This window comes from Streptomyces sp. ALB3 (assembly GCF_044385685.1).
Taxonomy (GTDB): Bacteria; Actinomycetota; Actinomycetes; order Streptomycetales; family Streptomycetaceae; genus Streptomyces.
The window spans coordinates 41,143-62,359 of record NZ_JBISCE010000039.1 but is presented as its reverse complement, the minus strand read 5'-3'; the positions used below and the strand labels follow the sequence as shown (position 1 = coordinate 62,359).

The window sequence follows — 21,217 nt, the reverse complement described above, 5'->3', positions numbered from 1 at the left end:
CCTGTTCCCGCTACTTCGCCAGTTCCTTACCTAGCGTAACTACTGCCACCCCCGCGGAAAGTACGGCGACGACAAGCGAGCCCAGTGCAATCTTGTCGGCGCTTGTGGATCGACTCCACCACGAGCCGTGTGGGATTTCACCTGTTGGTTTAAGAAGCGCCCGATTTGCTCGGTTGAACAACTTAAAGCCGCACCAGTACACAAAGATCATGGTCGCAGAGGAACCTAGGATCGCGAAAAGCCCTTGCCACGACTCGCCCCCTCCGCGTGATTCTCTCGATTTAAGGGCTTGCGGGTCGACGACCATTAGGCTTATGAGCATTGCTGCCATATAGGGAATTGCGAGTGCGTACCCCAGTAGAGCGAGCCTTATGCGTCGCGCCTTCTCTTCGCTGTCGCGCCTCGGTTTGCCGCCCGACGCTTTTAGGAAAAGCTCAATTCGGGCAGCCTGTCCGTGGACCCAAGTTGCATCCTGGCCCGAGACTTGAATTTCAACCCGCTCGGTGTCAATGGCTACGCTAACCTTGCGGTCGCCTGTGCCGTCAGCAGCTTCGAGCGCGAGATTTTCCCAATTATTCAGGTTGCCCGTGGTGTTGGAATTACGAACATGGTCAATAAGGTCGGAAAGTTTTGCGGCGCTATAGCGGGTACTGTCTCGCTGAGTTGAAACGGAAACTGAAGCCGCGGGAATTCCCTCTGGGGCGAGATTGAAGAGTCTTTCAAGTTCACCTTTGCCAAGTCGGCAGGTTATATAGACCTTACGGACTTCATCGTGCTGGATGGGGGCATTCATGGCCGAGATGGTGTCACGATTGATTGGGTCAGGGGTCAGAATCGATGTCCAGTGACCAAGTTGTGGCCGGGAGGGTAGGCTTTCGCGGCGAGCTGGGGAGCGCGCGGCGTGCGAAGCGACCGGCTAGGGCAAGGTGACGTGAGCCCCAAGGACTTGCCCGGGCGCGGGCTGCCGTACAGCAGTGGCGTACCGCAACCACAGCAACCGCCCTCGCTCATAGCAGCCCTCCGGGACCTCGTAGCGGCCCATATGGCCGTCGGTGACCGGTCTGGCTTGAGCTACGGATCAGAAGGTCTCTGACATCTACCGCTGACATCAACGATGCTGGGCAGGGGCATATGTGGGCGTTCCCGTCCGGCTGTAGCGGTGGTGGGAGGTGGGGGCCGCAGCGGCGCCCGGCCGAACTTACAAAGCGGATGTCGGCGGGTTGAAACCGTCTCTCCGTCAATCAGTAGCCCCGCTGCGGGCATTGAAAGTAGGGCGGATGCCCGCCGTATCCAATCGTCGCGAGCTCGCGACCAGGTGGCCGACCGCTCAGCTGTGCCGGTGAGGGCTACGAGAGCTACAGCCAAAGAATCAGAGCAACGATTACAATCAGCAGAAGGAAAGGACTAGCTATTGCTTTTCGAAGATCTCGTTCGCCTTTTCCAGAGAACATGGGGACATCGCCCTCGTCGGTAAATGGGGTCGTTGGGCTGTCCTTGCTGGTCAGGATGTTGCTCGCATCGCGGACCAGCGCAGCTGCCGCCCGCACGTCGCCTGATTCCTTCAGCATCGCATCTACCTTAGCCAGCATCTCAGGCGAAGAGACTGCCAGGCGTCGTACGTTTTGTTTGGTTTCTTCGTCAATACCCTCGTTCTTTATAATTGTTTGAAACACGCTGCCATTATTAGTCTGAATGTACTGGTCAATTGCTGGAATTTCGCCCATGGTCACCCCCGCCGCAGCTTGTGTTGCTCACCAGCGAGGGAGCCTGGTCCAGACTTAGCTGGAATGATGAGATGCATTCACCCTCACTCCTGGACTGGCCGAGCGGACCAGCCAGAATGAGTGCGATCAAGACGGCGGCGACGGCCGAGACGGTGGCCACCCCGATCCGCGCGAACGGGTTGAGTGCCTGACCGATCGTCTTAACCAAGGTGGGCCACTTGTGAGTGACCCATAGAGTGAAAGCCACGCCTATGACAATGAAGACGAAGACTCGATCTTGTACGAATGCCCCGACGTATTTGTCAGAAGACAGGCGGATCAGATCTCCCACTAGGCCTTCGATAGCTGGCAACGCGTAGGGGAAGTATTCACTGATGAGTTCGACGCCTGCGAGGACAGCGAGCACAGCGAGGACGGCGCCGAACGCGTAATAGGCGATCCCAAGTAACCCGGCGCTGTTGGTGGTCGGCAGCTTCACCGCTTGCCATCGCGGTAGTTGGTCTGCGAGACGGTGCCGTTGTTCGTTTCGATGAACTGTCCGTTGACGGTGACGCCGCCCGGACGCGCGCTCTGAGGAGGGTGGGGGATGCTGGGGTTGGTTCCCTCCGGCAGTGGGTTGTCAGGGGGGCGAGGGACGTTGGTGTTGACGCCGTCGGGCTGTGGGTTGCTGGTGGCAGGCAAGGCGGCGGGGGTGTGATTGCCGGTGGCGCGTGAGCGTGTCCACCGGGCGGTGATCGCGGCGCCACCGAGTAGGAACACCCCCCCGATCAAGGCGGTGATTATCTCGGTCATGGAGTCCCCCTGAGCGTCTGTGAAGGTCGACAAAATCCTACCCAACAGGGGCGGTTGAGTGTCCGACGTTCGACTAAAGCGAGCAAGCAGCGACTCAGTGAGCAGCCAGCGGTCGGTAGGGGGCCCAACTGCGCGACGGCGGCTTCGGTGTAGCCAACCAGTGGTGACTCGTTTTTGAACTGAGTGGTCCATCGGGGCTCGCTGTCGCAGCCACTGGTGTTGGGGAGGCCGGCGGCAGCGCGTTCGGTGGGATGTGCGATCTTCGCCTATGGTCCTGATGCCGAAGCGCCGTTAGGGGCGATGGATGGACCCTGGCTTGCGTGAGTACCCATCTCCCCCATCACGCGGCGTGCTGCGCCCCGGGAGCCCGCTGACGACGTCGTGGGCGAGCGTGCCAGATGTGTGCCAGATCGAGCGGTCAACCACGGTCATTCGAGGAACGCCACAGCGTCCACAGCTCGCGACAACCGTCGCAGTGCACAGGTGGTCTGAGCTAGGAAGATGACTCAGATGCTGCCGCCAGGCTTACAAAGCAGATGTAGGCGTTTCGAGACCGTCCGCGCCGACCAGCAGGAAACACGACGAAGGCCCAGGTCACCGGTACGGAATTGATCTGCTCGTCGGTGTGGGTGGCGGTCGTGGTCGGGGCCGTTCACGGCATACCTCCGTGAGGACTGATTGCCACGATCGGCACACGGTGCTCGAAACCTGGACGAGGCCAGCCCTCACGGGCGGAGCCGTGACGGCAAGCACCTACGCGCGAGTTCTCGCCGCAAGAAGTCGCTCCTGCCGGCGGCCTTCGCACTGAGCTTTGACCGTGTTCGCACCAAGGGGTCTCACGATGACCTGCGACTGCGGATTGGCTCGTCGGCAATACCGGTCCAGATTCAGCTACTTCATGTTGGGCCCTTTTCCTGGGCCCCGGTGACCTTCGCCTCGGACTCTCGTCGGGTCGAGCTGTACATCGAAGGCAGCTCACTCCCCGCACAGCGGCCCCAGCCAGCATGCATAGTGGCCCTCGTTGCCCACATCAGCAGGGGCCACGGGGAATGAGGAGTAACGCGCAGGCGAATGGTCGCCGACCGATTCGCCTGGTCGCGGGCCGTTGACCTGTGGTGGGTCGGGGGTGTAACCGACCCGCGGTGACACGCGGCCACGAACGAACCTCGGAAATGCGGCCACTGAGTCGGGGCTTGGCCCGTTACCTCCTTGCCGCAGTGTTACATGGCGGCGTGTCTCGCGTTCGTCACAACGTGGGCGCTCGCCCCACGTCTGCAACAGTGAGCGGCAGGATGCTGTCGTGGAGATCGCAAAGCTCGTTCTGGAGTTCGTCAAAGCCCTGGCTTGGCCGGTGTTCGCCGCTGCCCTTCTCTGGGTCGTGAGGGCTCAACTGAGAGACGTTGTCGGCCGGTTGACGCGGGTGGAAACGCCTGCAGGGAGCGCCGAGTTCGCCGCAGCGGCAGCCGACGTACTCGATGACGCGGAAGAGCTTGCTCTGTCCACGGCCGGCGGTCCAGACCCAGTCGCGGTGGTACCGAGGCCGGCCCTCCCCACTGAGGCGGAGGGCAGCCGTGTCGAGCCCGAAGCCGATGCAGAGGCTGAACAGGAACCAAGTACAGATGACCAGGTGTGGGAGGAACAGCGGCTGAGGCAGAGAGTATGGGAGGTGTTGGAGAGCATGCCCTACCTCTTGGATCCGCCGGACTTCGAGTCGAGTGTGTCAGGAAAGCGATTCAGAAAGGCGATGCATACAGCGGCCGTTGCTCCCAGGGCTGCGGTGATCCGGGCATGGGAGGCGCTCGAAACCAGTTTCCAGGAAGTGATGTGGGCCCGGGGAATCGAGACTGAGGGGCAAGACGCGCCCTTTGTCGGGCCAACCAGACGCAGGCTCTTGGCCATCGAGGCTCTGGGGCTGTCTCGTGACGCACTGGACGTATACGCGCGCCTACGCAAGCTGCGCAATCGGGCGGTCCATACGGGGGAGGAAGTGACCGTTGCCGCTGCCGAAGACTTTGTTCGCAGCTGCCGGACCATCGCGATCGAGCTGCAACGGGCCGGCTGAGCAGCGTAGCGACGGCCCGAAGCGTCACCCGGCACGAATGCGGGATCAGTCGCCGAGAATCCGCTCCCACAGCATTCCGTCCCGCCAGCTGCCGTCGAGGAAGATCGACGAGTGCGCGATGCCGTACGGGCTGAATCCGTTGCGGCGCAGCACCCGTTGCGACGGTATGTTCTCCAAGTTGGTCGATGCCTCGGCGCGGTGCAGGCCGAGTTCCTCCGTCATCACCCGGAGTGCGAGCCCGACGGCGTGCCCGGCGTGTCCTTGGTTCTGGGCGACGCCGGCTATCCAGTATCCGACGGAACCGCGGCGCAGGTGCGGCTGGGGCAGGATGCCTCCGATGGTGACCTGCCCGATCACCTGGTCGCCGGCCAGCACCACGCCTGGCCAGACCGTGCCCGCCCGGTGTGCGGCCAGCAGGTTGTCGATCCGCTCCGCCTGGCCCTCCGGGGTGAAGAACGTGGCCGGCTGCGCCGGTTCCCACGGCCGGAACGCCTCGACGTCCCGCACCCGGTGCGCTGCGATGGCGGCGGCGTCGGTGGGCTCGATCAGGCGGATCCTGGTGCTGCTCCGCATGGGTTGATCCTCGTCGCACGGCGTTCCAGTGGGACGGTCAGCCTATGCGGGCGTGCCCGCCCCGCCGGCCCCTGCCCCCGTCAGGAGGAGCCGGGCGATCGCGCAGCTCCTGTCATCGGCTCAGCAGTGTGCGCCTTCGTGCCTCGTGCCTCGTACCTCGTGTCGCGTTCGCCTCGCATCGAGCGACGCGACGCGGCTAATGTCGGACCATGCCACGCACGGACAGGGCCTCGCGGGTGATCGCTGCGACACCGGAGCGGGTCTGGGCCGCACTCGTCGATCGTGAGGCCCTCACCACCTGGCTCCCTCCGGCCGGGATGACCGGCAGGTTCGAGCGGTTCGACGCCCGGTCCGGCGGGTCGTACCGGTTGGTGCTCACCTGTTCCGACGCCTCGGGGGCGTCCGGTAAGGCGACCGCGGACTCCGACATCGTGGAGGCGCGCTTCGTGGACATCGTTCCCGGTGTGCGCGTCGTGCAGGCGGTCGACTTCGTCTCCGACGACCCCGCGTTCGCCGGCACGATGACCATGACCTGGGACGTCACCGCCGTCGAAGAGGGGGCGCGCGTCGACATCATTGCCGAGGACGTCCCGGACGGCGTCTCCGCGGAGGACCACGCCGAGGGCCTTTCCTCCACCCTGGCGAATCTCGCCGCGTACGCGGAGTCCGGCCGGCCCCCTGCTGATGTCGGGTCAGGTCGCGCCGGGCCGGTACCACGGGCGACGTGACGACGCCCTGCTCGGAGGCGACGCACCGTCCCGCGCGGCGAACATCGCCGATGTGCGCGGAGGAAAGGCAGAACCGGCCGGATTCGAACCGGCGTCCTCACGGTTTTGGAGACCGCGCGCGACGACCTCTGCGCTACGGCTCCGCCTCGTCCCTCATCCTACGGACGCCCGCCCCGCGCCGGTGTTCCCGTGGCCGTCCTCGTCCGCGTCCTCCGTCGTCCTCAGACGCGTTCCAGCGGGCGGTGCGGGCCCGGTGGGAGCTCGATCCCGACGGTGTCCTGCGGGCGGACCAGGCCGCCGTGGCGGACCACGGACATGATGCCGGACCTGAACGTGAAGTCGTCGGAGACGGGATCGAGGGCGAACATCTCTCCCAGCAGGCCCTGGCGGAAGTCGTTGATCTTCGCGCACGGGTTGCGCAGGCCCGTCACCTCGACGACCGCCTGGTCACCGAGGTGCAGCAAGGTGCCGGCCGGAAGGCCGAGCAGGTCGACATCGCGGGTGGTGATGTTCTCACCGAGCCGGCCCGGGGTGACGGTGTAGCCCTTGAGGGCCAGCTCGTCGAAGAGTTCCTCGTGCATCAGGTGCACCTGGCGCAGATTGGGAAGGTCCGGCTCGTACGTCATGCGGAACTGATGGCGGATCGTCACGCCCGCGTGGACGTCCCCCTCGACGCCGAGTCCGGCGAGCAGTGTGACGGACTCGCGATTGGGCTTGCTGAACGCATACGTCCCGTTGCTGCTCACCGCCGTGACCCGGCCGGCCATTCCCACCCCGCCCCTCTGTTACGCGTACGTCGGGCCATCCTAGGGACTCCACGTCAGGGCGTCCGGGCAGCCGCACGTTCCAGGATCGCCGCCCAGGGGAGTTCCCGGAGTGCCGGTCCCTGACGCGGTTCGTACAGGGGCCAGACGTCCGCTCCGTGGACCAGTTCCACGCCCGCCCTGCGCAGGGCCTCGATATGGCCTTCCCACGCCGGGTGCCGCGCGTGGGCCGCGTTGATCATGGGGAAGACCACCACCGGGACGCCGGGAGTGCCCAGCGCTTCGCTCACCTGCGTGAGGGCCTGGTTGTCGGCGATGCCCGTCGCGAGCTTGGCGACGTAGTTCGCGCTCGCCGGAGCGACGACGTAGCAGTCCGCGACGGGGTGGGGCCGGGGCTCGGCCGGCAGGCGGGGGGTGTCCCGTACCGGCAGGCCTGTCAGCGCCTCCAGCCGGTCCCACTCACCGCTCGCCCGCAGCCACCGGCCGGCGTTCGGCGTGAGCGTCACTGCTGCCTGCCAGCCCTGGGTGACAGCCGGCTCGACCAGGCCGGTGCGCAGCGTCTCCAGGCCGTCGGTCGCCGTGGCCACGACGCCCAGCACCCCACGGCTGCCTGCACTCACCGTCTTCTCCGTCCCGCGTCGGTCTGTTCGCCCGGCCGGCGTCACGGCACAGACCTACCACGGCCCCGGCGACCGCCGGTAGCCGCTGTGTGCGCGCACTTCAGTCGCCGATGCCGAGGTCCTGGCGCATGAGGCGGTGCAGGGCGGTGAGCCGTGGGTCCGCGGCCTTCAGGTCGAGCAGCAGCTGACCGGCTGTCTCACCCTCGCGGGGCAGACCGCGGTCGATGCGCTTGAGCGCGGCGTCCACCCCGGCCAGGACCACGTTGACCTCGCGGGACGCGGCGAGTACGGCGTCGGGGACGATCATCTGCGCCTCGGCGTACCGGTCGCGGTAGTCGCGTCGGCCTTCCTCGAGCAGGGCCCGGTCCTCGTCGGTGCAGACCCCGTCACGCGTGCGGTGCAGGGCGTCCTTGAGGAGGGTGTGGAAGTGACGGGTCGCCCGGTTCATCGAGGTGTACGCGGTGCGCCGGTCCTCGAAGGACCGCCGCCGCTCCTCGACCCCGAGTTCCGCCGCGCGCTGACGTCTCGTCATCCCACTCGTGACCACCGGTGCGAAGAGCGTGCCGAGCACTCCGACGACTGCGGTGATCATTGCGGCTATGGCGGCGCTCATGCCGACGACCCTAGCCAGTGTGCCGTCCGTCCGGCGCCGGTTCTCCCGACTGCGGTGCCGCCACGCGCACGACGCCGGCCCCCGCCGCCGGGCCCGCCCGCCGCTGACGAGCGGCCCGGCTCCGGCCGCCCCGGACCCCGGGATGCGAGCCGAGGAGGCACGGGAGACGGTGGAGACATGTCCGGACATCCACCCGTGATCGTGTATCCGCCGTCGCCGACCGGTGGACGACGGGTGACCGTGCGCGGGCGGATCGTCGGGCTGGCGCACGGGCGTGGCGACGTCGCCTCGTTCCTGCGGCGGGCGGGACTCGCCCAGGGGGCCGGGGAGATCGACCTGGACCAGCCGGAGCTGATCGAGTGGCGGGGTGGCGACCTGGACACGTGGAGGTGAGCCGCCCGCGGCACCGTGCGGCACACCGGCGTGCGGCGTCGCCCGGACCTCCTCGCCGGACGTCACCAGGCGGGGTGGGGGAACCCGGGACCCGTACGTCGCGCACCCGGGCCTGATCCTCGACCGGTCACCCGGTCGGCCGCGCACACCCCTGCCTGATCCTCGGCCGGCCGGTCACCCGATCGGGCGCGCCCGAGTCGTGGCCGGCGAGGTCGTCGCACAGGGTCGGATCTGCCCGCAGCCGTGTGGGGTGGTCCGTCGAGTGGAGGAATCCCATGACCCAGTCATCGTCCGCAGCCGACCCCCGGCGCCCCTCCGCCCCCGACCCCTGGGCGGCCACCGGGGCGATGTTCGCGGGAGTCGTACTCCTCGTCGACGGCATCCTCTCCATCGTCAAGGGGATCGCGGGCATCGCGTCCGACGACGTGTACACACGCATCAACAACTACACGTTCAAGTTCGACATCACGGCCTGGGGGTGGATCCACCTGATCCTGGGGGTGATCCTGGTGCTCGTCGGATGGGGCATCCTCAAGGGCGCGGCCTGGGCCTGGGGCGTCGGCATCGGGCTGGCCGCGCTGAACCTGATCGCGAACTTCGTGTGGCTGCCGTACCAGCCCGTCTGGGCGATCATCTCCATCGCGCTCGACACGTTCGTGATCTGGGCCCTGTGCGCCCACCGGGCGAAGCCGGTCATCTGACGTGCGTCCGGGGCGAGGCGGCCCGAAGCCGGACGCGATCACGGCGCTGGCCGCCGACGCGTACGTCTACGGGTCGCCGCTCGTCCGCCAGCTGTCGGCCGTCCAGGCCTGTCTGCGGGAGGGCTGCGGGACGTTGGCGCCCGCGCCGTTCAACGACTTCGCCCACGCGGACGGCCCGGCCAGGCCCGGCGACCCCGTGCCCTTCGCTCCCGCCGACCTCGTCGACGCGCTGGCCCAGCTCGACCTCTCCGGAGGGCCGGTGAGGCTGCACGTGCCGGACACCGGGGGCGCGTACTACGTCCTGCAGTTCGTGGACGCGTGGGGCAACGCCTTCGCCTACCTCGGTCCCCGCGCCACCGGCACGGGCGAGGGGGACTGGATGATCGTTCCGCCCGGCTGGGCCGGCACCGTGCCGGGAGGGGTGTCGGGAGTGATCGACGCGCCTACCTCCGTCGTCTCCGTCGTCGGCCGGCTCGCGTGCGACGGACCCGAGGACGTGCCCCGCGTCAGAGCGCTCCAGCAGGAACTCACGCTCACCCATCTGGGCGACCGCGCCCACCGGACGGGACTTCCGGCGACCGAGCCCGGAGTGCCGGGGGAGCTGCGCTTCTTCGAGGAGCTCCGGGTGTGGATGGGTGACTTCCCGCCCGCCGCCCCGGACCGCGCCTACCAGGACCGTTTCCAGCCCCTGGGGCTCCTGGAGGAGGGCCTCTCGCCGTACGTATCGGCCGGGCCCGCGCTCACACGCGCGCTGGGCCGGGGACTCGCGCTGGGGCGACTGCGTGTGGAGGAGGCGGCCCGCAGACCCCTGGCCGAGACCGGCGGCCTCCCGGGCGCCTGGCAGACGGTCCCGCACCTGCGTGACTACAACCTGGACCACTTCGGTGTCGGCACGCTCGGCTCGCCGGAGTGGAGGATCCCGGACCGGGAAGCGTCGTACCTGGTCAGGGCAGTGGCGGCGCGGCGGGGGCGGTGGATCCCCCATGGGTACGAGGCGCTCTACGCGCACACCTCCCGTGACGCGCGCGGCCGGCCGCTCGACGGCGCCCACCGCTACGTCCTGCGCCTCGCGCAGCCACCGCCCGTCCGGGCGTTCTGGTCGCTGACCGCCTACGACAGCCCCGGCGGCCACCTCGTCGAGAACGCGGCGGACCGGTACGTGGTCGGGGACCGGACGCCCGGGCTCCGCCACGGGGCCGACGGCTCGCTGACCCTGTACCTGAGCACCGAACGGCCGGCGGGCCCGGCCGGGGAGACGAACTGGCTCCCGGTGCCTGCCGGGCCCTTCCGGCCGGTCCTGCGGCTCCACCTGCCCGACCAGGCCCTTCTGGACGGGAGCTACGTGGTCCCGGCGATCGAGCGGCTCGGGGAACACGGGTCCTGAGGCGCGTTGTCAGTGGCGCGCCGCACACTGGAGGCATGTGCCGCAGCATCAAGACGCTTCGTCCGCCAGCCATCCCCGAAGAGGCCACCGAGGAGGAGATGCGAGCCGCCGCCCTGCAGTACGTGCGCAAGGTGTCGGGCTTCCGCGCGCCCGCCGCGCACAACCAGGAGGTGTTCGACCGCGCCGTCGCGGAGATCACCGAGGCGACGCGGCGGCTGCTCGACGACCTGGAGATACGGGGCGCCGCCCGGGTCTGAGTGACCTGGCCCGTCAGGTCCCGGCCGGGACGCCGGCGGCCGGGGCCGTGGAGGCGTGGCGGGGGCGCCGGACGACGAGCGCCGCGAGAGCGCCCGCCAGGAACAGGGCGAGGACCGACACGGCGGTGCCCAGCCAGCCCGCGCCCAGCCACTGGCCGCCGAAGTAGCCGAGGCCCACGCTGTAGACCGCCCATGCCACCCCGGCCACGGCCGACCAGGGCAGGAACTCCTTCACCTTGCGGTGGGCGGCGCCCGCGCCCAGGGAGACGACCGACCGGCCGGCCGGGGCGAACCGGGCTACGACGACGAGTGCCCCTCCGCCACGGCTCAGTGCCGCGCCGAGGCGTTCCTGCGCGGTGGTGAGCCGGCGGGAGCGTGCGATGGCCCGGTCCAGACGGTCACCACCGCGCCAGGCGAGCCGGTAGGCCACCAGGTCACCGAGCACCGAGGCGGTGGCGGCGCAGAAGACCAAGGCCAGGAGCGAGGGCACCTGCCGGGTCGCCTCACCGGCGACGGCCGTGACCGTGGTCGTACCGGCGGCCGCAGCCGTGGCCGCGGTGATCACCAGTACACCGCTCGGCAGTACGGGCAGGAAGACGTCCAGGAGTACCGAGAGGGCGACCACTGCGTAGATCCATGGGCTGCCGGTCAGCGCACCCACACTCTCGAGCACTTGTTACTCCCCGTTCCCGTGTCCGTGTCAACGCCGCGACGCCGCGACGTCGCAGGGGAGCGGCAGGCGGCAGGGCCAGCTGTACAGCGTACGCCTGCCGTTCACCCGGTTCACCTGGTATCAGCCGGGTGGGCGGCCGATGTCGTGCAGGTCACGTACGGCCCCGGCCCCCCTCGGGAGGAGGGGGGCCGGGGTGCGGGAGCTCGTGTGGTCAGACCGAGACGGCCTGCGCCTTCTCGGGCGCGGGCTCGCTCGCGCGCGCGGAGCCGCCGCGCGAGGAGAACAGCCGGTCCAGAGCGACGGCGCCGGGGCCGGTGAAGACCAGCAGGAGGAAGGCCCAGCAGAAGACCGCCGAGGCCTCGCCGCCGTTCTGCAGGGGGAACAGCGACTCGGGCTGGTGCACCTTGAAGTACGCGTAGGCCATGGACCCGGAGGAGATGAGGGCGGCGATCCGGGTACCGAGGCCGAGCGCGACGAGGGTGCCGCCGACGAGCTGGATCACGGCGGCGTACCAGCCCGGCCAGGTGCCGGCGGGTACGGTTCCGCCTCCCATGGAGCCGCCGAGTACTCCGAAGAGCGAGGCAGCACCGTGGCAGGCGAAGAGGAAGCCGATGACGACGCGGAAGAGGCCCAGTGCGTAGGGCTGGGCCCGGTTCAGACGTATGACCATGGGGGGTGGGGCTCCTTCGGTCTGGGGACGGAAACCGATCGGGGCCCCACAGGTTAGGGTGACCTCATTATTACTTGCAAGTTCAACATTCTGTGGAGTGGCTGAAAATTGTTCACTCGTTCGAGGTGAGCCCGCGCTCCAGAACGGTCTCGAGCTGCGCACCCGTAGGTGTCGCCCTGGCCTGAACCAATGTCAGCGCAGCTTTCCGGCCGTGCAGCGTGAGAGTCATCAGCTGATTGCCGAACCACGGTCCGCCCGTCTTGCGCCAGCGCATCGGCGGGCTTCCCGTCCGCCCGTGGAGCGCCAGCGCGCGCCCCAGCCACCGGCCCGTCCGGCTCCAGCCGAAACGGAATCCGGCTCTGACGTATCCGGGAACGGAGTTGTGGACGGGAGAGCAGGTCAGTTGCAGGACGTGGGCGGTGGAAGTGTCGCCCGGGGCGGAATCGGACCACTGGGGTTCGGCGATGTACGCATGGTGCACATCGCCCGAGAGCACGCAAACCGTCGCGGGCCCCCCGGGGGCGCGGCCCACTTCCCTCAGGAGCGCCGACAGGCGGCGGAAGGAATCCGGGAAGGCGGCCCAATGCTCCAGGTCACCGGCCCTGCGCACCTTCTCGCCGATGCGCGCCCAGCGCTCACCGCGCTCTCCGCCGCACAGTGCCGCGTTCCAGGTCTCCGCTTCGTGTATCAGGGGCGGCAGCAGCCACGGCAGTGAGGTGCCGATCAGCAGATGGTCGTACGCGCCGGGGTCCGCGAGGACCTCGTCCCGCAGCCACCGCTCCTCCTCCTCGCGGAGCATCGACCGCTGCTGCTCCTCGAGGTCGCGGGCCGCCCGGGTGTCCACCATCAGGAGCCGTACTCGGCCGAAAACACGCCGGTAGCTCCACCGGGTCCGTGCCGGGTCGGCGTCAGCGGCCGCCGCGTGGTCGCGGAGGGTCTCGGTGCCGTCCGGGACGGCGCGTACGGCCGCGTAGACCGGGTCGGCCTCCAGGGCGTCGGGGGAGAGGTTGCCGAGGTGCTGGTAGACCCAGTACGACATGAGCCCGCTGACGATCCGTTCGTGCCACCACGGCGTACGACGCATGTCCCGCACCCAGGCGGCGCTGGTGTTCCAGTCGTCCACGACGTCGTGGTCGTCGAAGATCATGCAGCTGGGGACCGTGGAGAGCAGCCATCGCACGTCCGGGTCACGCCAGGACTCGTCGTAGAGGTGGGTGTACTCCTCGTAGTCGGCGACCTCCGCGCCGGGGGCCTCCTCGAGGTCCCGGCGGGCCGCGAGCCGTCGCCTGGTGGCCGGTGACGTCTCGTCCGCGTACACCTGGTCGCCCAGGAGGAGGAGGACGTCGGGGCGTTCCCCTCCGGGGTCGGCGGCGAGACGGGCGGCCAGGGTGTCGAGCGCGTCGGGGCCGATGGCGTCGTGCCCGTGGGCGGGCGGAGCCGCCCAGCGGCAGGAGCCGAACGCGACCCGTACCGGACCGGCCTCCTCCGCCTGCGGAACCGCGGGCGTGGTGATGGTGCTCGGGGGGAAGCGCGAGTCCTCCGGCGGCCACACGCGGCGGCCGTCGAGCAGCACCTCGTAGGGCGTGGTCGACCCCGGTGTCAGGCCCGTGACCACCACCAGGGCGTAGTGGTGCCCCTGGACCGCGAACGTCGGGGAGGCCCCGGCCGCCCCGTCCGCACAGCGGACCTCCGCCGTGCAGGGCCGGGTCGCCTCCACCCACACGGTCGCCCGTGACCCCGACTCCCAGTCGACGTACCTCAGCAGCGGTCCCAGGCGTAGCCCGGCCATGTGTGCCCTCCTCGCGTCGCCGTGACCGATGGCTCCGTAGGGTACGGGGCGGCGGAGGAGGGCGGGCCGGTGCCGCCGGAGCGGGAGGGCGGGTCAGCAGCCGTTGAGGACGGACTGCAGGGCGCTCTTCTCGGTGGAGTCGACGCTGAGGCCGTAGTAGTGCTTGACGTGCACCCAGGCGCGGGCGTAGGTGCAGCGGTAGGCGGTGCGTGAGGGGAGCCACTCGCCCGGGTCCTGGTCGCTCTTGGACTGGTTGACGTTGTCGGTGACCGCGATGAGCTGAGGACGGGCCAGGTCGTTGGCGAAGGACTGGCGCCGGGTGTTGGTCCAGCCGCTGGCCCCGGACCGCCAGGCCTCGGCGAGCGGGACCATGTGGTCGATGTCCAGGTCGGACGCGACGGTCCAGGTGGCGCCGTCGTACTCCGAGTACCAGCGGCCGCTCGTCGCCGCGCAGGCGGAGTCCTGGACGACGCCGGTGCCGTCGCGCTTGAGGACCACTTCACGGGTGTTGCAGGCTCCCGACTGGGTGCTCCAGTGCGGGAACTTGTCGCGGCTGTAGCCGGACGAGGAGCCCTCGGCGGAGACGGAGAGCTGGCTCAGATACGTACGGGCGGTCGAGGCGCTGACCGGGGTGGGCATCGCGGCCTGGGCTGTCGGGGCCGTGAGAAGCCCGGTGGTCGCGGCGAGCGCGGCGGAGGCGGCGACGACGGCTATGCGACGCGCGTAGATACCGGACATGTGAACTCCCTTGATGTGGGGGGGGGGGGCTGTCGAGCGGTGACCTGCGAAGCCGGACCATCGTGTCGGCGCCGGGTTTCGGTGGGGTGGTCACCAGGTAACAGAGTGACGACATGCGCACGTCACATCAAGGGGTAGGACGATCGGTCTGACGTGCCGTCCGAAAGTTGTTCGAGGCGCGGTGTTGACGGCCCGGTGGTGCCGGCGGCCGGTCAAGGGGCGCGCACGGGCGCCGCCTAGGCTGGCCGCGTGCTGCTTCCGGTCAGTCCCACGCTCGGTGCCGTGCTCGGCGTGCTCCTGGTGTCCGCCGCCGCCGTCGCCGCGTGGGCCTCGCTCGGCCGGTCCCGTGAGATCGCCGTCGCCGGGGTGCGGGCCGCGCTCCAACTGGCCGCCGTGTCCCTGCTGATCGGCTGGGTGGTGCGCTCGGTGGGACCTCTGCTCGGCTTCCTGGCGCTGATGTCGGCGGTCGCGGTGCGCACCGCCGGCCGGCGGATCACCCCCAACCGCACCTGGTGGTGGGCCGCGCTGCCGATCGGCGCGGGCGTCGTGCCGGTGGTCGTGGCGCTGCTGCTCACCGGTCTCCTCCCGGCGCGCGGCATCGCGCTGATCCCGGTCGCCGGCATCCTCGTCGGGGGCGCGCTCACCGCGACCGTGCTCGGCGGGCGGCGCGCGCTGGACGAGCTCGGCACGCGGTGGGGGGAGGTCGAGGCAGGGATGGCGCTCGGACTGCCCGACCGCGACGCGCGGCTGGAGATCGCCCGCCCCGCCGCGTCGGACGCGCTGCTGCCGGGGCTGGACCAGACGCGGACCGTGGGGCTCGTCACCCTGCCCGGCGCCTTCGTGGGCATGCTGCTGGGCGGGGCCTCACCGGTGGACGCGGGCATCGTGCAGCTGTTCGTCCTGGTGGCGCTGATGGCGGTCCAGGCGGTCGCCGTGGCGCTGGTGCTGGAGCTGGTCGCGCGCGGGCTGTTGCACCGGGACTGAGAGCCGTTGGGGCGGCGCCGGGCCCCGGCGCCGCCCGGAAGTGCGCCCCGGGGCGAGGCGTGGGTGTTACGGGGCGTCGATGTGCAGGCGGACCGTACCGTCGGTGCCCGCTTCCACCCGGATGCGGGTGAGGTCGTCGACGTGGGCGTCGGGGGAGAGCGCGGCCGCGCGCGGGCCGACGCCCACGACGCGCATGCCGGCTGCCCGGCCCGCCGTGACGCCCGCCTCGGAGTCCTCGAACACGATGCAGTCCGCCGGGTCGAAGCCCAGCTCCGCTGCGCCCTTGAGGAAGCCCTCGGGGTCCGGCTTGCTGGCGCCGACCATCTCGGCGGTGACGCGCGTCTCCGGCATCGGCAGGGACGCGGCCGTCATCCGGGCCCGGGCCAGCGCCTCGTCGGCCGAGGTCACGAGCGCGTGGGGGAGGGCGGCGATCGACGCCATGAAGGCGGGGGCGCCGCCGATGGGCACCACGCCGTCGGTGTCGGCGGTCTCCTCGGCGAGCATGACGCGGTTCTCCGCGTAGTTCTGCTCCATCGGGCGGTCCGGAAGCAGGGCGGCCATCGTGGCGTAGCCCTGGCGGCCGTGGACCACCTTGAGCGCGGCCTCGGGGTCGAGCCCCTGCGCGAGTGCCCAGCGGCGCCAGCAGCGCTCCACCACCGCGTCGGAGTTCACGAGGGTGCCGTCCATGTCCAACAGGAGGGCGCGGGCTTCGAGGACGGTGGCCGGCATCGGCATGCTCCAGAGCGCGGGGGACAGCTCGTAGCTGCGGAGGAAGAAGACAAGCAGCCCCGCCCGCCGGTCAGGGAGAACGGGCGGAGGCTACTTTGTTCCTCCACGGTACAAAAACCTGCGCCGAAACGCCAATCCCGCGCCGGAACGCCGGACCGGCCGCCCGGTCTCAGGAGCGGTGTGCTCCGCCGCTCGTCTGCGCCTCCAGGGCGCGCCGGGTCTCCGGGCCGTAGACGCCTGGCGGGTCGCCCTGCACGGACACCCATCTCTGGAACTCGGCGACCGCGTGCTCCACCCGCTCGGAGTAGTCGCCGTCATCCGGCCCCCGGTAGACCCACACCTGCTGGAGCCGGCGCTGGAGCTCCGAGACCTCCGCGCCGCGGTCCCCCCGCCGCAACGTGGCCCCGGACGCCTCCTCGGCCGGCGGCGCCGCCGCTGTCGTGGTGGGGGGCCTGGTCGTGGACGCCGAGGGAGCCGGCGGCTTCGACGCGACGGGCGTCCGTGAGGGCGAGGGGCTGGCGGACGGGGACGGGGAGGCCGACGGCGAAGGCGACGCGGAAGCGGACCGGGACGGCGTGGCCGACGGGGACGCCGACGCCGACTCGGACGCGGATGCGGAAGGCGCCCCGTCCAGGTCCGGCGCGCTCGCGGTGACCTCGGGCAACGCGGTGCTCCCGCTGTCCTCGTCGTCGAACAGGCCCCCCGCGAACGCGGCGGTGCCCACCACGGCCGCCACAGCCGCCCCCACGGCGAGGACGGTGAACGGGCGCCGGCGACGCGGTTGCACGGGGTCGGGACCGCCGCCCGCGTAGGCCGCGGCGGTACGCCGGTGGGCCTCGTCGGCAGGGGCCGCACCGGCCGGCCCGCCCCGGGCGTGCCCCGGGGCCCCGCCGGGTGCGCCGTCCAGGAACAGCGGCATCGTCGTGGCCGCGTCGGGCGCGCCGTGATCATGCGTGTCGTCGCTGTTCAGCGTCACGTAGGGCCGGATGCGCAACGGGTCGAAGTCCTCCGCCGCCGCCATCTCCGCCGAGCGGGCGTCCCGCCCCGTCCGCGCGGCCGTGCCGGCTCCGCAGGCGCATCCCGCCCCGGGTCTCGCGCTCTGCTCGCCGCCGCACTCCGGGCACCGGTGTCCGGTCATCGTGGGTTCCCCTCCCCTTCGAACTGCCTGCGATTATGCAGGCCGCCACGGGGAAGCCCAACGCGCGTAGCACGGCTCGGCAGGCCATAACGGCACACAGCGGCCAGGATGGGGGTGAAGCGGACCCGAGGAGATGCCCATGGCCCAGCAGCTGAGCCCGCCACCCCTAGAAGCAGGTGCAGGGCGGTCCCGGCGGAGTGTCCTGGTGCCCATCGGCGCCCTGCTCCTCGGCATGCTGCTCGCCGCCCTCGACCAGACCATCGTGTCCACCGCGCTGCCGACCATCGTCAGCGAACTGGGCGGCCTCGACCATCTGTCGTGGGTGGTGACCGCCTACATGCTGGCGGCGACGGCGGCGACCCCCCTGTGGGGCAAGCTCGGGGACCAGTACGGGCGCAAGACGCTCTTCCAGACGGCCATCGTCATCTTCCTCATCGGCTCCGCGCTCTGCGGCATGGCCCAGGACATGCCGCAGCTGATCGGCTTCCGCGCCCTCCAGGGGCTCGGCGGCGGCGGACTGATGGTGCTGTCGATGGCGATCGTCGGAGACATCGTCACCCCACGGGAACGAGGCAAGTACCAGGGCCTGTTCGGGGCGGTCTTCGGCGTGACCAGTGTGCTGGGGCCGCTGCTCGGAGGCTTCTTCACCGAGCACCTCAGCTGGCGCTGGGTCTTCTACATCAACCTGCCCGTCGGTGTCGTCGCGCTGCTCGTCATCGCCGCGGCCCTGCACATCCCGGTACGCCGCACCAAGCACACCATCGACTACCTGGGCACCTTCCTCATCGCCTCCGTCGCCACCTGCCTGGTCCTCGTCGCCTCACTCGGCGGTACGACCTGGGCCTGGGGCTCCGCCCAGATCATCGCCCTCACGGTCCTCGCCGTGGTGCTGCTCGTGGCGTTCGTGGCGGCCGAGCGGAGAGCCGCCGAACCGGTGCTGCCGCTGAAGCTGTTCCGCAAGAGGACCTTCAGCCTCGTCGCCGTCATCAGCTTCGTCATCGGCTTCGCGATGTTCGGCGCCATGACCTACCTGCCGACCTTCCTCCAGGTCGTGCACGGCATCACCCCCACCATGTCCGGGGTGCACATGCTGCCGATGGTGCTCGGCCTGCTGATCACCTCGACGGGCTCCGGCCAGATCGTCAGCCGGACGGGCCGCTGGAAGGTCTTCCCGATCGCCGGCACCGCCCTCACGGTCGTCGGCCTGCTGCTCCTCCACACGCTCTCCGAGAACAGCTCCACCTGGACGATGAGCCTCTGCTTCTTCGTCTTCGGCGCCGGACTCGGCCTCGTGATGCAGGTGCTCGTCCTGATCGTGCAGAACTCCGTCGGCTACGAGGACCTCGGCGTCGCCACGTCCGGCGCGACCTTCTTCCGGTCCATCGGGGCGTCGTTCGGCGTGGCCGTGTTCGGCACGATCTTCACCAACCGGCTGACCGGCAAACTCGGGGAGGCGCTCAGCGGCCGTTCGCTGCCCCCCGGCGTCGACGCCGCGGCCCTGGCCGCCGACCCCCGGGCCATCGGCCGGCTCCCGGCGGACCTGCGCCCGTCGGTCCTCGGCGCCTACTCGACCGCTATCACCGACGTCTTCCTCTACGCGGCACCGGTCGTCCTGGTCGCGTTCGTCTTCGCCTGGTTCCTCAAGGAGGAGCCCCTGCGCGGGTCGGTGACGGCGCCCGACACCAGCGAGACGCTGGCCTCGAACCCGGTCCAGCGCTCCTCGTACGACGAGTGCGCCCGCGCCCTGTCGGTGCTCGCCACCCGGGAGGGGCGCCGGGAGATCTACGAGAAGATCACCGAGAGGGCCGGCTACGACCTGCAGCCCGCCGCCAGCTGGCTGCTGCTCCGCATCAAACGGCACGGCACCGTCGAGCCCGGCCGGCTGGCCGAGGTCGCCCCCGTGCCGCTGCGGGTGATCACCTCGGCCGCCCGCCAGGTGGAGGGGCGCGGCTTCGCCCGGCGCGAGGGCATGCAGCTGGTGCTCACCGACCGGGGCGCGGAGGCCGTCGTCCGGCTGTCGCAGGCCCGTGAGGAGTCCCTGGCCGAGCTGCTGGGCGACTGGTGGGGCCCCGACCGGCCCACCGACCTGGTCCGCCTCGTGACCGAGCTGTCCGCCGAGGTCAGCGGGTCGAGCCAGGAGCGGCCGCACATGCCGGAACCGCGCCGCGACCACTCGGTGGGCTGACACCACCACCGCGCGGGCTCAGAGGTCCTTGGCGAGCCAGTGCTCCGCGTAGGGGCCCCGGTTGAACGCGGGCACCTCCCGGTACCCGTGCTTCGCGTACAGTCCGCGCGCCTCCACCAGGTCGGCACGGGTGTCGAGCCTGATCCGCCGGACCCCGAAGGCGCGCGCGGCGTTCTCGATGCCCGCGAGCAGCAGGCCCCCGCCCCCCGTCGACCGGAAGGCTGGCCGCACGAAGACCCGAGTCAGCTCCGCCGTCCCCGCGCCCGCCAGCCGCAGACCCGCGCAGCTCCCCGGCTTGCCGTCGTACCGCCCCACCAGGAACTCCCCGGTGGGCGGGACGAGCAGGCCCGCGTCGTCGTCCCTCAGCCCCTCTTCTATCTCCGCCTCGGTCGCCGGGCGGCCCCAGTAGCGGCTCGCCACCTCGTCGTAGTAGTCCCACCGCAGCGCGGTCGCCTCGGGGCTGCCGACGTGTTCGGGGGTCACGGTCCAGGTCATCGCCCCATTCTGCCGATGGTGCGGCAGGATGACGAACCATCTGCACGAGGGGGAGACGAAGATGAGGGACACGGCCGTCGGGGCAGCCGTCCAGCGGCTCGGGGAACGGTGGATCCAGGAACTGGCGCGGCCCGGCCGGGGGAGCTTCGTGTGCTCGCCCGCCGGACTGTGGCTGGCCCTGACCGCTGTCGCAGCGGGCGCGCGGACGGCGACCGCCGCGGAACTGCGGACACTGCTCGGAGTGGCCGGGCCGAAGGCCGCGGCCGTGGTGACGGAGGCGGCGCGCCACTGGGGGCGCACCGAGGGGCTCAGCGTGGCGACCCGGGTGTGGAACGGCGTGCCGCTCCACCCGGAGTACGAACGGTCGCTGCCGGACGTCGACTTCGGCCCGGTGGACGTGGCGGAGATCGACGCGTGGGTCCGTGAGCGGACCGGCGGCCTGATCGAGCGGCTGCCACTGGACCTCGGTGGCGGCGTCGCGCTCGCCCTGGTCGACGTACTGGCCCTGAAGGCGTGCTGGGAAACGGCGTTCGACGCCACCCGCACCCGCGACGCCCCCTTCACCGACGCGGCGGGGCTGAGCCTTCCCGTACCGACGATGCACGCGCGCGTCCGGCGCGGGGACGTGTGGACGGCAGGGGGCGCGTACGTCGTCGAACTGCGCTGCCACGCGGAGCCGGGCGGCGCCGCACCCGTACGGGTCAGGTTCGTCCTGGGGGAGCCGGGCGCACCGGCGGACCGGGTCCTGCCGTCGGCCTGGGCCCCGGAGGAAGCGCGGACCCCCCTGGCAGCCGACGCGGTGACTTTCGCGCTGCCGCGCTTCACCCTGCGGACACACATCCAGGTCGTCGGCCAGTTGCCGGCGCTCGGTGTGCGGCTCGCCCTCGACCCCGCCGAGGCGGACTTCTCCGGCCTCGCGGCCGTGCCCACGCACCTCTCGGAGGTGGTCCAGGAAGCGGTCGTGAAGATCGCCGAGAAGGGCGTGGAGGCCGCGGCGGTCACGGTCGTCGCGACGCGGTCCGCCGCCCCGAGGCCGCACGTGGCGCAGCACATCGCCTTCGACCGGCCCTTCGGCGTCGTCGTCCTGGACGGCGCGTCGGACGTCCCCCTGTTCGCGGGCTGGCAGGCGGACATGCCCGTGCACGAGGGCTGACCCCGGCTCCCATCGCGGGGCCCGCAGGCGGCCCCGTCCCCGGCGACCGGAG

Annotated in this window: 24 protein-coding genes and 1 tRNA gene; 9 read left to right on the top strand and 16 right to left on the bottom strand. The window is 70.4% G+C overall.

The window, feature by feature from the left end:
• Positions 1 to 10 precede the first annotated feature (10 nt).
• From ACHFIV_RS25010 to ACHFIV_RS24995, 4 genes are all read right to left on the bottom strand, one after another.
• The gene (locus tag ACHFIV_RS25010; protein WP_398973165.1) at positions 11 to 793 is read right to left on the bottom strand and encodes a hypothetical protein; all 783 of its coding nucleotides are present in this window, start codon (positions 791 to 793) and stop codon (positions 11 to 13) included.
• 562 nt (positions 794 to 1,355) lie between these two features.
• Positions 1,356 to 1,724, bottom strand: a complete 369-nt coding sequence (locus ACHFIV_RS25005; protein WP_398973163.1) for a hypothetical protein — start codon at positions 1,722 to 1,724, stop codon at positions 1,356 to 1,358.
• Positions 1,702 to 2,202: a hypothetical protein gene (locus ACHFIV_RS25000; protein ID WP_398973160.1), complete on the bottom strand. Its 501-nt coding sequence runs from the start codon at positions 2,200 to 2,202 to the stop codon at positions 1,702 to 1,704. The genes ACHFIV_RS25005 and ACHFIV_RS25000 overlap by 23 nt, the downstream gene beginning before the upstream one ends.
• The gene (locus ACHFIV_RS24995; protein ID WP_376527696.1) at positions 2,199 to 2,516 is read right to left on the bottom strand and encodes a hypothetical protein; all 318 of its coding nucleotides are present in this window, start codon (positions 2,514 to 2,516) and stop codon (positions 2,199 to 2,201) included. Before ACHFIV_RS24995 ends, ACHFIV_RS25000 begins: the two co-directional genes overlap by 4 nt.
• Before the next feature lie 1,300 nt (positions 2,517 to 3,816).
• On the opposite strand from ACHFIV_RS24995, the gene ACHFIV_RS24990 reads away from it, so the two are divergent.
• On the top strand, positions 3,817 to 4,578 hold the full coding sequence (locus ACHFIV_RS24990; protein ID WP_398973158.1) for a hypothetical protein: 762 nt from the start codon (positions 3,817 to 3,819) through the stop codon (positions 4,576 to 4,578).
• 45 nt (positions 4,579 to 4,623) lie between these two features.
• Here ACHFIV_RS24990 and ACHFIV_RS24985 read toward each other — a convergent pair whose 3' ends face one another.
• A complete protein-coding gene (locus ACHFIV_RS24985) occupies positions 4,624 to 5,151 on the bottom strand; it encodes a GNAT family N-acetyltransferase (RefSeq protein ID WP_398973155.1) in 528 nt (175 codons plus the stop codon).
• Positions 5,152 to 5,360: 209 nt separating this feature from the next.
• Here ACHFIV_RS24985 and ACHFIV_RS24980 point away from each other — a divergent pair, with 209 nt between their 5' ends.
• Positions 5,361 to 5,879: an SRPBCC family protein gene (locus ACHFIV_RS24980; protein WP_398973153.1), complete on the top strand. Its 519-nt coding sequence runs from the start codon at positions 5,361 to 5,363 to the stop codon at positions 5,877 to 5,879.
• 68 nt (positions 5,880 to 5,947) lie between these two features.
• Here the strand turns inward: ACHFIV_RS24980 and ACHFIV_RS24975 are convergent.
• From ACHFIV_RS24975 to ACHFIV_RS24960, 4 genes are all read right to left on the bottom strand, one after another.
• Positions 5,948 to 6,022: transfer RNA gene (locus tag ACHFIV_RS24975), tRNA-Trp, on the bottom strand.
• Between the two features lie 78 nt (positions 6,023 to 6,100).
• Positions 6,101 to 6,646, bottom strand: coding sequence for an MOSC domain-containing protein (locus ACHFIV_RS24970; RefSeq protein ID WP_398973150.1), 546 nt, complete (start codon positions 6,644 to 6,646; stop codon positions 6,101 to 6,103).
• A gap of 53 nt (positions 6,647 to 6,699) precedes the next feature.
• Complete coding sequence (locus ACHFIV_RS24965) at positions 6,700 to 7,263, bottom strand: flavoprotein (protein WP_398973148.1); 564 nt, start codon at positions 7,261 to 7,263, stop codon at positions 6,700 to 6,702.
• Between the two features lie 100 nt (positions 7,264 to 7,363).
• Positions 7,364 to 7,876, bottom strand: coding sequence for a hypothetical protein (locus ACHFIV_RS24960; RefSeq protein ID WP_398973145.1), 513 nt, complete (start codon positions 7,874 to 7,876; stop codon positions 7,364 to 7,366).
• A 177-nt stretch (positions 7,877 to 8,053) separates the two neighbouring features.
• Here ACHFIV_RS24960 and ACHFIV_RS24955 point away from each other — a divergent pair, with 177 nt between their 5' ends.
• The 4 genes from ACHFIV_RS24955 to ACHFIV_RS24940 all read left to right on the top strand — a co-directional run bounded on the left by ACHFIV_RS24955 (position 8,054) and on the right by ACHFIV_RS24940 (position 10,611).
• Entirely contained in the window at positions 8,054 to 8,269 is a 216-nt protein-coding gene (locus tag ACHFIV_RS24955) for a hypothetical protein (protein ID WP_398973142.1), read from the top strand.
• Between the two features lie 275 nt (positions 8,270 to 8,544).
• Positions 8,545 to 8,970 (top strand): DUF7144 family membrane protein, encoded by a 426-nt coding sequence (locus ACHFIV_RS24950; protein ID WP_398973139.1) that lies wholly within the window; start codon positions 8,545 to 8,547, stop codon positions 8,968 to 8,970.
• Position 8,971: 1 nt separating this feature from the next.
• The gene (locus ACHFIV_RS24945; RefSeq protein ID WP_398973136.1) at positions 8,972 to 10,354 is read left to right on the top strand and encodes a DUF1254 domain-containing protein; all 1,383 of its coding nucleotides are present in this window, start codon (positions 8,972 to 8,974) and stop codon (positions 10,352 to 10,354) included.
• 35 nt (positions 10,355 to 10,389) lie between these two features.
• The gene (locus tag ACHFIV_RS24940) at positions 10,390 to 10,611 is read left to right on the top strand and encodes a DUF2277 domain-containing protein (protein ID WP_398973133.1); all 222 of its coding nucleotides are present in this window, start codon (positions 10,390 to 10,392) and stop codon (positions 10,609 to 10,611) included.
• 13 nt (positions 10,612 to 10,624) lie between these two features.
• On the opposite strand, the gene ACHFIV_RS24935 is transcribed toward ACHFIV_RS24940, so the two are convergent.
• From ACHFIV_RS24935 to ACHFIV_RS24920, 4 genes are all read right to left on the bottom strand, one after another.
• Positions 10,625 to 11,284, bottom strand: a complete 660-nt coding sequence (locus ACHFIV_RS24935; protein WP_398973131.1) for a DedA family protein — start codon at positions 11,282 to 11,284, stop codon at positions 10,625 to 10,627.
• Positions 11,285 to 11,495: 211 nt separating this feature from the next.
• Positions 11,496 to 11,954, bottom strand: coding sequence for a DoxX family protein (locus ACHFIV_RS24930; RefSeq protein ID WP_398973128.1), 459 nt, complete (start codon positions 11,952 to 11,954; stop codon positions 11,496 to 11,498).
• Positions 11,955 to 12,066: 112 nt separating this feature from the next.
• Complete coding sequence (locus ACHFIV_RS24925; protein WP_398973125.1) at positions 12,067 to 13,743, bottom strand: alkaline phosphatase D family protein; 1,677 nt, start codon at positions 13,741 to 13,743, stop codon at positions 12,067 to 12,069.
• A 93-nt stretch (positions 13,744 to 13,836) separates the two neighbouring features.
• Positions 13,837 to 14,481 carry an HNH endonuclease family protein gene (locus ACHFIV_RS24920; protein WP_398973122.1) on the bottom strand — a complete coding sequence of 215 codons (645 nt, stop codon included), beginning with the start codon at positions 14,479 to 14,481 and terminating at the stop codon, positions 13,837 to 13,839.
• A 249-nt stretch (positions 14,482 to 14,730) separates the two neighbouring features.
• On the opposite strand from ACHFIV_RS24920, the gene ACHFIV_RS24915 reads away from it, so the two are divergent.
• Positions 14,731 to 15,465 carry an ABC transporter permease gene (locus ACHFIV_RS24915; RefSeq protein WP_398973119.1) on the top strand — a complete coding sequence of 245 codons (735 nt, stop codon included), beginning with the start codon at positions 14,731 to 14,733 and terminating at the stop codon, positions 15,463 to 15,465.
• Between the two features lie 66 nt (positions 15,466 to 15,531).
• On the opposite strand, the gene ACHFIV_RS24910 is transcribed toward ACHFIV_RS24915, so the two are convergent.
• Both ACHFIV_RS24910 and ACHFIV_RS24905 read right to left on the bottom strand, forming a co-directional pair.
• Complete coding sequence (locus tag ACHFIV_RS24910) at positions 15,532 to 16,194, bottom strand: HAD-IA family hydrolase (RefSeq protein WP_398973116.1); 663 nt, start codon at positions 16,192 to 16,194, stop codon at positions 15,532 to 15,534.
• 169 nt (positions 16,195 to 16,363) lie between these two features.
• Positions 16,364 to 17,332: a peptidoglycan-binding protein gene (locus tag ACHFIV_RS24905; protein WP_398973114.1), complete on the bottom strand. Its 969-nt coding sequence runs from the start codon at positions 17,330 to 17,332 to the stop codon at positions 16,364 to 16,366.
• 139 nt (positions 17,333 to 17,471) lie between these two features.
• On the opposite strand from ACHFIV_RS24905, the gene ACHFIV_RS24900 reads away from it, so the two are divergent.
• Positions 17,472 to 19,517: a DHA2 family efflux MFS transporter permease subunit gene (locus ACHFIV_RS24900; RefSeq protein WP_398973113.1), complete on the top strand. Its 2,046-nt coding sequence runs from the start codon at positions 17,472 to 17,474 to the stop codon at positions 19,515 to 19,517.
• Between the two features lie 18 nt (positions 19,518 to 19,535).
• On the opposite strand, the gene ACHFIV_RS24895 is transcribed toward ACHFIV_RS24900, so the two are convergent.
• On the bottom strand, positions 19,536 to 20,012 hold the full coding sequence (locus ACHFIV_RS24895) for a GNAT family N-acetyltransferase (protein WP_398973111.1): 477 nt from the start codon (positions 20,010 to 20,012) through the stop codon (positions 19,536 to 19,538).
• Positions 20,013 to 20,040: 28 nt separating this feature from the next.
• Here ACHFIV_RS24895 and ACHFIV_RS24890 point away from each other — a divergent pair, with 28 nt between their 5' ends.
• Positions 20,041 to 21,165: a serpin family protein gene (locus ACHFIV_RS24890; protein WP_398973108.1), complete on the top strand. Its 1,125-nt coding sequence runs from the start codon at positions 20,041 to 20,043 to the stop codon at positions 21,163 to 21,165.
• Positions 21,166 to 21,217: the final 52 nt, after the last annotated feature.

Bases quoted from the DNA above. Each gene is read 5' to 3' on its own strand.
- ACHFIV_RS25010 (WP_398973165.1), bottom strand. From the start codon at position 793: ATGAATGCCCCCATCCAGCACGATGAAGTCCGTAAGGTCTATATAACC.
- ACHFIV_RS25005 (WP_398973163.1), bottom strand. From the start codon at position 1,724: ATGGGCGAAATTCCAGCAATTGACCAGTACATTCAGACTAATAATGGC.
- ACHFIV_RS24995 (WP_376527696.1), bottom strand. From the start codon at position 2,516: ATGACCGAGATAATCACCGCCTTGATCGGGGGGGTGTTCCTACTCGGT.
- ACHFIV_RS24985 (WP_398973155.1), bottom strand. From the start codon at position 5,151: ATGCGGAGCAGCACCAGGATCCGCCTGATCGAGCCCACCGACGCCGCC.
- ACHFIV_RS24980 (WP_398973153.1), top strand. From the start codon at position 5,361: ATGCCACGCACGGACAGGGCCTCGCGGGTGATCGCTGCGACACCGGAG.
- ACHFIV_RS24970 (WP_398973150.1), bottom strand. From the start codon at position 6,646: ATGGCCGGCCGGGTCACGGCGGTGAGCAGCAACGGGACGTATGCGTTC.
- ACHFIV_RS24960 (WP_398973145.1), bottom strand. From the start codon at position 7,876: ATGAGCGCCGCCATAGCCGCAATGATCACCGCAGTCGTCGGAGTGCTC.
- ACHFIV_RS24955 (WP_398973142.1), top strand. From the start codon at position 8,054: ATGTCCGGACATCCACCCGTGATCGTGTATCCGCCGTCGCCGACCGGT.
- ACHFIV_RS24950 (WP_398973139.1), top strand. From the start codon at position 8,545: ATGACCCAGTCATCGTCCGCAGCCGACCCCCGGCGCCCCTCCGCCCCC.
- ACHFIV_RS24940 (WP_398973133.1), top strand. From the start codon at position 10,390: ATGTGCCGCAGCATCAAGACGCTTCGTCCGCCAGCCATCCCCGAAGAG.
- ACHFIV_RS24930 (WP_398973128.1), bottom strand. From the start codon at position 11,954: ATGGTCATACGTCTGAACCGGGCCCAGCCCTACGCACTGGGCCTCTTC.
- ACHFIV_RS24925 (WP_398973125.1), bottom strand. From the start codon at position 13,743: ATGGCCGGGCTACGCCTGGGACCGCTGCTGAGGTACGTCGACTGGGAG.
- ACHFIV_RS24920 (WP_398973122.1), bottom strand. From the start codon at position 14,481: ATGTCCGGTATCTACGCGCGTCGCATAGCCGTCGTCGCCGCCTCCGCC.
- ACHFIV_RS24910 (WP_398973116.1), bottom strand. From the start codon at position 16,194: ATGCCGGCCACCGTCCTCGAAGCCCGCGCCCTCCTGTTGGACATGGAC.
- ACHFIV_RS24905 (WP_398973114.1), bottom strand. From the start codon at position 17,332: ATGACCGGACACCGGTGCCCGGAGTGCGGCGGCGAGCAGAGCGCGAGA.
- ACHFIV_RS24900 (WP_398973113.1), top strand. From the start codon at position 17,472: ATGGCCCAGCAGCTGAGCCCGCCACCCCTAGAAGCAGGTGCAGGGCGG.
- ACHFIV_RS24895 (WP_398973111.1), bottom strand. From the start codon at position 20,012: ATGACCTGGACCGTGACCCCCGAACACGTCGGCAGCCCCGAGGCGACC.
- ACHFIV_RS24890 (WP_398973108.1), top strand. From the start codon at position 20,041: ATGACGAACCATCTGCACGAGGGGGAGACGAAGATGAGGGACACGGCC.